Source organism: Clostridium sp. MF28 (assembly GCF_002969175.1).
In the GTDB taxonomy this organism is placed as follows: Bacteria; Bacillota; Clostridia; order Clostridiales; family Clostridiaceae; genus Clostridium; species Clostridium beijerinckii.
Window position 1 is genome coordinate 3121029 of sequence record NZ_CP014331.1, and the last position, 12704, is coordinate 3133732.

At 29.1% G+C, this 12704-nt stretch carries 10 protein-coding genes; 1 reads left to right on the forward strand and 9 read right to left on the reverse strand.

The genetic code is table 11. The features are described 5' to 3' along the window. Positions 1-114: 114 nt before the first annotated feature. From AXY43_RS13255 to AXY43_RS13275, 5 genes are all read right to left on the reverse strand, one after another. Positions 115-666, reverse strand: coding sequence for a ferritin-like domain-containing protein (locus tag AXY43_RS13255; protein WP_052483046.1), 552 nt, complete (start codon positions 664-666; stop codon positions 115-117). A gap of 103 nt (positions 667-769) precedes the next feature. Beyond that, entirely contained in the window at positions 770-1147 is a 378-nt protein-coding gene (gene crcB, locus AXY43_RS13260) for a fluoride efflux transporter CrcB (protein ID WP_023974908.1), read from the reverse strand. Positions 1148-1296: 149 nt separating this feature from the next. After that, entirely contained in the window at positions 1297-1932 is a 636-nt protein-coding gene (locus AXY43_RS13265) for a TIGR01906 family membrane protein (RefSeq protein ID WP_077854797.1), read from the reverse strand. 134 nt (positions 1933-2066) lie between these two features. Beyond that, positions 2067-2534 (reverse strand): chemotaxis protein CheX, encoded by a 468-nt coding sequence (locus AXY43_RS13270; RefSeq protein ID WP_012061108.1) that lies wholly within the window; start codon positions 2532-2534, stop codon positions 2067-2069. Then, a complete protein-coding gene (locus AXY43_RS13275; protein WP_023974910.1) occupies positions 2516-3391 on the reverse strand; it encodes a response regulator in 876 nt (291 codons plus the stop codon). The genes AXY43_RS13270 and AXY43_RS13275 overlap by 19 nt, the downstream gene beginning before the upstream one ends. A 413-nt stretch (positions 3392-3804) precedes the next feature. On the opposite strand from AXY43_RS13275, the gene AXY43_RS13280 reads away from it, so the two are divergent. Beyond that, a complete protein-coding gene (locus tag AXY43_RS13280; RefSeq protein WP_031276413.1) occupies positions 3805-5415 on the forward strand; it encodes an IS1182 family transposase in 1611 nt (536 codons plus the stop codon). 169 nt (positions 5416-5584) lie between these two features. Here AXY43_RS13280 and AXY43_RS13285 read toward each other — a convergent pair whose 3' ends face one another. From AXY43_RS13285 to AXY43_RS13300, 4 genes are all read right to left on the reverse strand, one after another. Then, the gene (locus AXY43_RS13285) at positions 5585-9025 is read right to left on the reverse strand and encodes a pyruvate carboxylase (protein WP_105411652.1); all 3441 of its coding nucleotides are present in this window, start codon (positions 9023-9025) and stop codon (positions 5585-5587) included. A gap of 309 nt (positions 9026-9334) precedes the next feature. Beyond that, entirely contained in the window at positions 9335-9775 is a 441-nt protein-coding gene (gene mscL, locus AXY43_RS13290; protein ID WP_012061111.1) for a large conductance mechanosensitive channel protein MscL, read from the reverse strand. A gap of 312 nt (positions 9776-10087) precedes the next feature. After that, on the reverse strand, positions 10088-10891 hold the full coding sequence (locus AXY43_RS13295; RefSeq protein ID WP_012061112.1) for a response regulator transcription factor: 804 nt from the start codon (positions 10889-10891) through the stop codon (positions 10088-10090). Positions 10892-10935: 44 nt separating this feature from the next. Further along, positions 10936-12696: a sensor histidine kinase gene (locus tag AXY43_RS13300; RefSeq protein WP_105411653.1), complete on the reverse strand. Its 1761-nt coding sequence runs from the start codon at positions 12694-12696 to the stop codon at positions 10936-10938. Between the last annotated feature and the right edge of the window lie 8 nt (positions 12697-12704).

Below are 12704 nucleotides of genomic sequence, written 5' to 3' on the forward strand. Positions count from 1 at the left end.
TGTTAAATTTATTCCATACATACCATAATACAATAACAAAATTAACTTTACATCAATTCTTCCCTCATATTTTTTATTTAAATAAGCTTTAAATCTTTTCAAATTAAAGATTGTCTATTCTTCAACAAGAATGACATGCTCTTTCTCTACGCCAGCTAAAGCTGCAAATATTTCAAATAAATTGCTGTCATTAACCTGATTTTTATATTTTTCATAATATCCAACAGCATGTTCTTCTTTTTGTTTTGCTAATTGTAAAAGTGCACTATCACTATCATATCTATCATAGCTGACTTTACTTAAATTAGGAGCCTTTATAAAATCACCTAGTCTTTGATGTATTTTTGAATGACATATTTCTATTTTTGATAATGCTCCAAATACTTTTTTGACTTTATCATTTTTAGCTCTCATAGCTGCCGTATTATAAAAGTCACCATTAAAGAGCTCAAGCTTAACAGCATGATCTAAAATCTTCAAAGTATTTTCATCAAACGAGTCACTTTGTACTGTAATTATTTCGTTACTTTCACTCAAATACTCCTTACCTACACCACAAAATGGACAATGAATAATATTGTCTATCGAATTCTTATTAATAAAAGCTTCTTCATTAAAATTAAAATTTCTTTCATTTATTTCCATACCACATATTTTACACTTCAAATAGTCCATCCCCCTTAAATTTCATATATATTTTAACATACTTTTCGTAGACTCATTGCTTTAATTTCATCTTTTTTTAGTTTTTTAAAATAACTATTTTTTTCTAAATTGATATACTACATACTAATCTAGCCAAGGCGACTCCCCCTATGCTTAAAAATACATTTAATAAAATGTTAGCAATTCCAAATAAGTATCTTCCGTCGCTAATTAAATTTATTGTTTCATAGCTAAATGTTGAAAATGTTGTTAACCCACCCATAACACCTGTTGTCAAAAAAAGCTTTAAATTGGGCGATATCAAATCTGTTGAAACACTTAGTTCCATTATCATTCCTATAAGGAAACCTCCGACTACGTTTACTATTAATGTTCCTAATGGAATATTAGAATTTATCATTTTTGCCGATTGCATGGTCACTAGGTATCTCATTACAGCTCCAATGCAACCGCCTATTCCAACATAAATAATCTTTTGCAAAATAATCTCCTCCTTAATAATAAAAAAACTCCCGCCTTTTAAAGCAAGAGTCTTTTAACATAGCGTATGTAGTATTAACCTCGCTATATTTAATCAGTTTTTCTTATAAATGTTATTATATACCAGAGAGTTTCAAAAGTAAATTATAATTAACTTTTCGAACCTAACTTGTTTCTAATATAAAGTAACTTTATAACGACAGTAACTACTATCAACAAAATTATTATACTCATTAATTCAAGCATAAAAAATTCTTCTGGTAATGCATTTATTATAGGATCAGTTCTAGGATCAAATATCCAGTAATTATTTCTAAAGAATATTTTATGAAAATAAATAAATGCTTTGGAAAAATCCTTTGCTGATATTGCACCAACAAATATGAATATTACTGCCATCATATTTACACCACTATTGAAATTTGCTATAAGCCTCTTTTTTAAATCATTTGATTTATTAGCCAATGCTTTAAAGATTATAACGCCAATAAATATTATACTAAATACATATAGCGCTATAAATATTCTCTTCACCTCAAAAAAGTGTATCCTTCCGAATTCACTCATAGGTATACTATTAAACTTTAATTCCTTAATAAACGGATTCTGAACATAATAAATTACTCTTTTATAGTTATCCATTAATATTTCTGTTGATAATCCAGTGTATTCATTTAATTTATATCTTTGTATTGCATAACCATATATACTAGTTGTATTTAAAACACTTAAAACTATAATGGATATAATTGATATCGCATAAAATATATCTCTAGAAATCCCCAAAGCTATTCTTAAAAATTTTGAAAATATACTCTTATTTATATGAATTCACTTCCTTAAATAATCTAATTCACCTTTAATAAAACCACTTATGATCCAAAATCACAAATGGTTTTATTATAAAAATTATAAATATTCTAAATTGTGTTTTTCTCCATTGAAATGTTAACCTCAATATTCATATCTCCAACACCCATTTGCACACATACAACTTTATCTGAACTCGCATTTGCAGTAAAGTTTCCATGTACAAGAGTTGGTGTAGATATATTTATATTAATATCTTCTTTTGAAAAATTAGTTGCTACAGTTGCAGTTAACATATTTGTAAGTTCTGAAATTGCACTTTGAGCCAATTCATCAAATTGTTCAACCGGCATTCCCATCATCATTGTAGATGCTATTCGTTTTGCATCATCTAAGCTTAACCCATAAATAACATTACCTTTAATGTCACCTATAATACCAACAATAATGACAACTCCAGGACTCTCTATGAATCTACCTCTTAGACTTATTCCCTTTTTCTCTACATCAGGTAACCCTAACTGTGGCAATACACTTGCAAAAGAATTTAATATTGGATTTATATAATTGACATCCATTCTCCTTCACCTCTTCCAAAGCCTATACTAATTGATAAATCTCCGAACTGAGTTTTTGCATTCGCAGAATAAGTAGTTTCTAATTCTGCTTTCGATATACTAATTGATTCTCCATGGAATGTGGTTGGCGGAGCAACCCTTAATCCAAATATCCTATTTCTTTTATTTATCATTGAACATGCATTTCCTGCCGCCATATTTGTTATCTCAGACATAACATTAAGCATTTCTTCAGTATTCTTTACCTCTCTCTTAAGCAATGCTTTTCCTATGCTATTAGCAGTTTCAAATGACATATCGAAAATTATTCTTCCTGAATACTTTCCTATAACCCCCATGACAATTGAAATTCCCTTACTAATTTTCTCAACATTTTCATTACTTTCATGTGTAATCACCGGCACTGTTTTAGTAAGCTTATTAAAGACATCTAATAGAGCCTCTCTAAACACTGATGAATATAGACCTTCCAATTCTAAAAACAATTCTTCATCTGCCATAACTCTATTTATTAATAATGTTAATTCTTCTGCATCTACTGGCTTTTGTGCGTACCCACATACGTGATTCTTTTTCGCTTTTCTTACTATTTCATCATCCATCATAGAACTAACAATTATAACTTTAATATTAGGATCAATTTTATGTATTTCCCTTGTACATTCAAATCCATCAGTTCCTGGCATAGTCATATCCATTGTTACTAAATCCGGCTTCATATTTGTAACAACCTCAATAGTTTCCTCTAAGGAACCTGCTTCACCCACAACATTAAATCCACTTTCTGTCAATAAATCTCTCAATAAAGCAATTTGAAAAGGCGAGTCATCCACTATAACAATATTCACATTTTTCATAATTACACCACCTACCCCTTTATTTATAAATACAATCAACCTACCTAACTTTAATATCAATCTGTCTCACAATTCTCCTTCTTAAAATAACCATTAAATTTAATATGCTTTGTAAGTTAATCATATTATCATTATATTTTAAATTCTACTAATACTCAACGAAATTTCTACATAATATAATAAATTTATCATATTAATACACATTCTAGTTAAGATAAAAATCAGTAAATCACCCTATTTTTTATTTCATATTTATATTATATTTTGAGCTTGTCACTTTCTGTATAATTAATATTCCATCCACTATAAAGGGGCTGTTGCAAAACTAACATAGTTAGTTTTGTAGCGGCTCATTTTTTTAGATATAAAAAATGTGAATTCCGAAGAACTCACATTCATTGTATAATTTACTTATGCTAAAAACCAAATTACACAATAAAGATTATACTGAGATTAATGATAATTTTCAACTTATATTACCATTAAATCTAGAAAATTTAATACCATCAGATGATTCAGTCCGCTTGCTAAGCCATGTATTGGAGGGATTAGATTACACGAAGTTGTATAAGGCGTACTCTTCCGTTGGAAGAAAACCGGCAGTGGAACCTAAAATTATGTTCAAAATAATATCATATGCTTATTCTCAAAATATTTATTCAAGCAGGAAAATCGAAAAAGCATGCAAAAGAGATATAAATTTTAAGTGGTTACTTCAATGTTATAAGGCACCGGATCATGCTACAATCAGTAGATTTCGTAAAGACTATATTTCAAATGAGGTAATTGAAGATTTATTTTATCAACAAGTTAATTATTTAGCAAATCAAAATGAAATACTATTTGAAAATGCATTTATTGATGGTACTAAAATCGAAGCGAATGCTAATCGTTATACATTTGTTTGGAAAAAAACTATTTTAAAAAATGAAGAAAAAATGTTTGATAAAATTCTTGTTCTTTTAGAAAATATTAACCTTGGAGAATTAAAAAAATTTACTGTTCAGAAAGAAACATTAATAGATGATATTGATAAAATTCTTCAATGGCTTGAATATGAAAAAAAGAAAAGAAACATAGAGTTTGTTCATGGAATTGGTAAAAGAAAAACCAAAATTCAAAAGTGGACAGAGCAACTATCTGAATATAAAGAGAGAGAAGAAAAATATAATTTGAGTAAAAAAATATTTTCAAAAAGAAATAGTTATTCTAAAACTGATCCAGACGCAACTTTCATGCATATGAAAGATGATCATATGAGAAATAGTCAATTAAAACCTGCATATAATGTGCAAATCGCAGTTGAAAGTGAATACGTAACCGGCGTCGGAATATTTGATGATAGAAATGATATAGCAACATTAATACCTATGCTTAATAATATGAAAGAAAAAATCGGTCGTAAATATCTTAATATAATTGCAGACTCAGGTTATGAAAGCGAAGAAAACTATTTATTCTTAGAATCAAATAAGCAAACTCCTTATATAAAACCACAAACTTATGAGAAGTGGAAAAAAAGAAGTTTTAAAAATGATATAAGTAAGCGCGAAAATATGAAATATGATGCTGAATCGGATTTTTATATTTGTCATAACAATAGAAAATTAATACCTACCTCTATTATTTATAGAAAATCCGCAAGTGGATACAAATCAGAAGTAACTGTGTATGAATGCGAAAACTGTGATAATTGCGATTACAAAGTAAAATGCACAAAAGCAAAAGGAAATAGAAAAATGCAGGTTTCAAAAACTTTTGTGGAAAAGCGTGAAATATCCTATAAAAATATTACAACTGAATTTGGAACTAAATTAAGAATGAATAGATCTATTCAGGTCGAAGGAGCATTTGGAGTTCTAAAAAGTGATTATGAATTCAATAGATTTTTAACACGTGGAAAAAATAGCGTTCAAACTGAATTTATTTTGCTTTGTTTTGGTTATAATATTAACAAATTACATTCAAAAATACAAAATGAAAAAACTCAGAATCATCTTCATGAATTGAAACCTACTGCCTAATTATGGAATAAATTAACTAGGCTTATTTTAGTGTGCTTAAAAATCAGAATTCTTTAAATAATTAATATTGTATTTCAAATATTTGGAGATTTGCTGGCTTAAACCGAAAAGGAGCATCGCTCCTGATTAAAATTTAATCATTTTGCGACACTCCCTTTATATATGCTTATTATTTAAGTTTTACTAATAATTCACCTGTTTTAACTTGTTGTCCTTCACTTACTAAAACAGATTCAATAGTTCCTGCACTAGATGCAACAATATTTGTTTCCATCTTCATTGCTTCTACCACAAGTAAACTATCTCCTTCTTTTACACCGTCTCCTTCTTTTACAAGCACCTTGATTATGGTTCCTGGGATACTAGCTCCAACTTCTAGCTTATTATCAGGATCAGCCATCTTAGATGAATCATCCTTACCTGAATTACTGATAATTCTCTCAGTTTTATCTTTTATTTTAATTTCTCTTCTATTTCCATTGATTTCGAAATCTAAGGTTCTATTTCCTTCAGCATCAAGATCTCCGATTTTAACCAGTTGGACAATCATGGTCTTTCCTTCTGCTATTTCAATTTCACTAGTTTCTCCCTCTGCAAGTCCATGGAAGAATACATCACTGCCCATACGACTTACGTCACCGTACTCTAATATAGATTTTATATATGCTTCAAATACATCTGGATATAATGCATAACTTATTACGTCTTTTTTGCATGGTGTGAACTTATACTTTTCTTTTAAGTATGCTTCAATCTTTCCAAAGTCTTCTGGTGGTAATAATTCACCTGGTCTAACAGTTATAGCCTCTTCTCCTTTTAATACAATTTCTTGTAAATCCTTAGGGAAACCGCCTTCTGGCTGACCCATCATTCCTTTGAAATATGAAACTACAGAATCTGGAAAGGCCATATTCTTAGCTTTTTCAACTATATTTTCAGGAGTTAAATCATTCTTAACCATGAAGATAGCTAAATCTCCAACCATTTTTGATGATGGAGTAACCTTGATTATGTCTCCAAGCATATCATTTACATCTTTATACATGTATTTTACATCATTAAATCTATGTCCAAGACCAAAGCTCTCAACTTGTGGCTTTAAGTTTGAATATTGTCCACCAGGTATTTCAAATTTATAAATTTCAGCACTTCCTGATTTTAAGTCTGATTCAAACTGGCTGTATACTGGTCTTACTGTATCCCAATAATCAGATATCTTTTGAATTCCGCTTAAATTAATACCTGTATCTCTATCTGTATTACGAAGAGCAGCAACAACTGAGTTTAAAGCCGGCTGACTTGTAAGTCCTGACATTCCATTGAAAGTTGTATCAACAATATCAACTCCTGCATCTGCTGCCATTAATACTGTAGCAACACCATTACCAGTAGTATCATGAGTATGAAGATGAATAGGGATCGAAACTTCATTCTTTAACGCAGTTATAAGCTTCTTAGCTGCATAAGGTTTAAGTAGTGCTGACATATCCTTTATTGCAAGAATATGAGCTCCCATTTTTTCAATTTCCTTAGCTTTATTTACATAGTACTCTAAGCTATATTTATCTCTTTTTTCATCTAAAATATCTCCAGTATAGCATAACGCAACTTCAGCTACCTTATTGCATTTTAATACTTCCTCTAAAGATACCTCTATGCCCTTTAACCAGTTAAGAGAATCAAAAATTCTAAATACATCTATTCCGCTGTCAGCTGATTCTTTTATAAATTCTCTTATAACATTATCTGGATAATTCTTATAACCTACACCATTTGCTCCTCTAACAAGCATTTGGAACATTACGTTTGGAATTCTCTTTCTTAACGATTCAAGTCTCTTCCATGGAGATTCCTTTAAGAATCTATAAGCAGTATCAAAAGTAGCTCCTCCCCACATTTCAAGTGAGAATAAATCATTTCCAAAAACTGCTGTTGCCTTTGCAATATTCTTCATGTCCTGAGTTCTAACACGAGTAGCCATTAAAGACTGCTGAGCATCTCTCATAGTTGTGTCTGTAAGAAGCAGCTTATTTTGATTTTTTATCCATTTAACTACACCTTCTGGACCTTCTGCATCTAAAATCTGCTTAGTTCCGCTTAAGCCTTCTAAAGATGCTATAGCTGGAATATCTGGCACGTCATATTCTTTCTTAGTACCCTTAGTTTCATTTACGATCTTTTCACCAATGAACTTTAATACTCTGTATTCTTCATCACTTCTAGGCCTTATATCAAATAATTGTGGATTATTTGATATAAAGTTAGTATCACATTCACCTCTTTTGAAGGTTTCATTATTTAACACATTAATTAAAAAGTCTACATTAGTTTTAACCCCTGAAATTGTAAGCTCCTTGATTGCACGTATGGATTTTCTAACAGCATCATCAAAAGTTCTTGCATATGCAGTACTCTTTACAAGTAAACTGTCATAATATGGGCTTATTACTGCGCCACTATATCCATTTCCTCCATCAAGTCTGATACCAAAACCTGATCCTGTTCTGTAAACATCAATTTTACCTGTGTCTGGTGAAAAATTATTTGCAGGATCTTCTGTAGTTATTCTACATTGGATTGCATATCCTCTTGGCTGTATATCGTCTTGAGAGTGTATACCTACTTCTGCAGAGCCTAACTCATAGCCTTCTGCTATTAAAATCTGGCTTTGAACTATATCAATTCCAGTGACCATTTCAGTAATTGTATGTTCAACCTGGATTCTTGGATTCATTTCTATAAAGTAATGATTTCCGTGCATATCAACTAAGAACTCTAGAGTTCCTGCACTTCTATAACCTACAGATTTAGCTATTTTAAGTGCATCTACGCAGATTTCTTCTCTTTTTTCTTGTGTTAATGATAATGCTGGAGCAATTTCGATAACCTTTTGGTGTCTTCTTTGAATAGAGCAGTCTCTTTCATAAAGATGTACTATATTACCATACTTATCTCCAAGCACTTGTATTTCAATATGCTTTGGTCCTTCTATATATTTCTCAATGAACATATCATCATTACCAAAAGCTTTTTTTGCTTCATTCTTAGCATTTCTAAAAGAAGGTAGAAGCTCATTTTCGCTTCTTACTATTCTCATTCCTCTACCACCACCACCGGCAGCAGCTTTTATCATTACAGGAAAACCACATATTTTTGCAATTTCAATTGCTTCTTCTTCAGAAGATATAGGTTTTTCTACCCCTGGTATTACTGGAACGCCAACTTCTTTAGCTACTATTTTTGATTTAATTTTATCCCCCAATTTTTCCATCATTTCTGATTTTGGACCTATGAATTCTATACCAGCTTCTTCACATCTTCTAGCAAAGTCTGGATTTTCAGATAAAAATCCATATCCTGGATGGATAGCGTCTACATGTTTTTTTAATGCAAGATTTATTATTTCGTCAATGTTTAAATAAGCTTCAACTGGCCCCTTATTCTTTCCAATTTGATATGCTTCATGAGCCTTAGTTCTAAAAAGAGCAAACTTATCTTCTTCTGTGTATATAGCCACAGTTCTTATTCCAAGTTCATGACAAGCTCTGAAAATTCTTATTGCTATTTCGCCTCTGTTTGCAACCAGTACTCTTTTAAATTTTTTCCCCAATTAAAATACAACTCCTTCAATGCTTATTATTTTTATTTCATATGAATTATCTTTTAATGCATGTGTTAGTTGTTAGAAACCAATTATGCAATTTTTATAACTCATAAGTTGTCATAATACAAATTTTGTTCATTAAAAAATTAATATATTGATTATAACATATTTGACGTTAAATGATACATATTATTTATCTTTTCTATGAATCTTTACATAATTCTCACTATGCCTGCAAGCTATTTTTTTTCACAAATATGAAATATAAAAAAATTTTTCTTTCATTTTTCTGTATTTATACACCATCTCATTTATCTAATTTTCTTTCAATTCTGACGTACAATTAGGACATCTTGTTGCCTGCGAATTAATTTCGGTGTAGCAGTATTTACATTTTTTCTTATCAGGAACAATATTTTCTCCCTTTTTCTTAGTAAGTTTGCTTATTTGCTGTATAATAATAAAAATTGAGAATGCTACAATCAGAAAATCTATTATGTTATTTATAAATATTCCATAGTTAACTGTAGCCACTCCTGCATCTTTAGCTTCTTGAACAGTTTTAAAATTTCCACTTCCTAAAGTAAAAAATAAATTAGAGAAATCAACTCTTCCCATCAATAAGCCAACTAGTGGCATTATAATATCATTAACTAAAGATGTAACAATTTTGCTAAAAGCTCCACCAATAACAACACCTATCGCTAGACTAACCATGTTTCCTTTCATAGCAAATTCTTTGAATTCCTTAAACATTTTTATTCTCCTTTTTCTTGCTTTATTGTTTAAATGCGTAACTGCATTAAACATAGACTAATCATTCATAACTTATTTTATTATCTGTGACTTTAAATTTTTTATTCTTGTGAATTATTTTATATTCATTAATTAATGAACATGAACATTATCGTGAAAATTATAACTTTCTACTTCTATTCTTTATTATCTATGTGTTGATTTCAGGCTATTGAAACTTAAATATACCAAAAAAAGAAATGTAATAATATCCAGTTTTTACAAACTACATATTCCTACATTTCTACTTCATATCCCTATACTCTTGTAAATTCATGACTTTTGTTTTTTATATTCTTTGATTGATAGACCAGTACACTTCTTAAACCAATTACTAAAATAGTTAGGATCATCGATACCAATTTTTTTTGAGATTTCATAAGCCTTCGCATTAGGGTTCTTGAGCATTTCAGTAACTATCTTTACTTTAGTATTTACAATATATTCTGAAAAAGTCTCATCAGTTTTTTCCTTAAAAATTCTGCTTAGGTAACTTGGATTAACATAAAAATATTCAGCTACCAGTTTTAAAGATAAATCTCGATTAGATATATTTTTCACTATAAATTTTTTAATTTGTTCTATACTTAAATTTTTATCCTCAGTTTCATTAGCATCATTTAGATTTATTATATTATTATATACAACCATCTTTTCTTTAATATCCTTGTATTCTTTTTTCTTTAGATATTCATCTTGAATCTCGTCTTTTAGCTTTAAAACTGAATTTCTTAATTCATCTTCATCTATAGGCTTAAGAATAAAATCATTCACACCAATTTTTATACTTCTTTTAGCATATTCAAATTCATTGTAACCTGTAATTACAATAACTTTTATATCTGGATACCTTTCTAATATGCTTTTACTCATATCCAATCCATCTGTTACAGGCATATTTATATCTGTTAAAATAATATCTGGCTTTTCTTTATTTATTAGATTCAATCCCTCAACCGCATTAGAAGCTTCAGCTACTATCTCCATTCCAATTTCATTCCAATCAATGCAATTTTTTATTAGATCCCTTATAAGATGTTCATCATCAATTATCATAACTTTTATAATGTTATCCATAAAATAATCCACTTCCCTTTAGAATATTCGTTAGAAAACTTAATCTATTTCTTAATTCTAGGCATCTTAATAGTTATTCTGGTACCAACATTTTTTTTGCTTTCAACAATAAATTCGTGCTCGTCTCCATAGAACACTCTTAATCTTTCCTTTGTAGTTCTTACTCCAATGCCAGTAGTTTTATTTTCGTTTATATTTCTAACTTGTGATTCCTCCATGCCATTCCCATTATCTTCTAGCATTAATATAACTTTTTCTTCCTCTTGAAAGGTAGATATTCTTATCTTTCCTTTATTCTTGCTGCTTCTAATTCCATGATAAATAGCATTTTCAACTAGCGGTTGTAATACTAATTTTATTATCTTAAAATCGTCGCATCGTGGATCTAAATCATATTCAACCTCAAACATATCCTCATATCTTATATTTTGAATTATCAGATAGCTTTTTACCGTATTTATTTCTTCTTTTACAGTAATAATATCTTTTCCATTATTTAAGCTTGTTCTATAGAATTTACCCAAGGCTTTTATCATTTCATATATTGTTTTATTTTTTCCGAGTAGAGCTAAAGAATTAATAGTATCAAACGTATTGTATAGAAAGTGAGGCTTTATTTGTGACATTAACAAATTCAATTCATTTTGCCTTTTTATCTTTTCATCTTTACGTATTTTATCCAAAAGTAAATTAATTTGAGAAATTGCAATGTTATATCCCTTTTTTAATTCTCCTACTTCGTCGTTGTACGTTTTTATATTAACAATATTAAACTCTCCACTTTGAATCCCCTTCATTGATTCACTAAGCTTCTTTAAAGGCATTGTTATAAATTTAGATATTACTATAGACCCAATAATAATTAATAGGAAATTTATTATACTAAAACACAAAAGAAAATAATTAGTATACTTTGTTTGCTCCGGAGATTCATTGTATTCTGCCACAGTCGTCAGATTCCAGTTATAGTCTGAATTTTTAAGATTTGATATTATATAATCTTTATCTTGTATTTTTTCCTCTAAAAAAAACACTTTTGATTTAGAATCATTATAATTTTTTATTCTACTTAGTATTTTAGAGTCAACCTCTGAACCTGTTATCAATTCATCTTTATCATTCTTTATAATCAATTTTGTTCCATATTGATTATTTAGCTTCAAACTTAAATTATAGAATGCATTCTCGTTCATGTTTATAATTATCAAACCAATTTTTTCACCAGTATTTATATCATTTATTTCTCTTATGAGGGATACATAATTATTACCATAACCCTCAAAAAATCCTCCGCCATTTAATCTTAGTATATATTTACCCTTACCCTCTAGTAATTCATTATACCATTCAGAATTTTTAATCTTATCCATCTGAAAATCCTTATAAAAGACATTTTCAGAATAATACTTATTGCCATAGTTATCTAATACATATATTGAAGATATATTAGAGCTAAAATTAGTGAATTGTATCAGATAATTACTAATATTATCATAGGCAATCCCTTCTTCCTGAACTCTCTTTAATGTATTTTGAACATTGTCACTTGATATAATCATCTTTGATACGTTATTAACATTATCAATTATCATGCTCGTATTAGTTTCTGCACTTTCCAAAACCTCAACTGAACTTTGTTTCATTTTTTCTATATTATAAATAGAATTTATTTTCTTATATGCAAAGGTAAGTATGACTGTTGAAAGCACAAAAATTATTGAAAAATATACAATAATCTTTATACTTATTTTTGAATTTAAATATTTATCCTTCAAATTCTTTAATATAAAAAATTTATTATACATTTAATCAT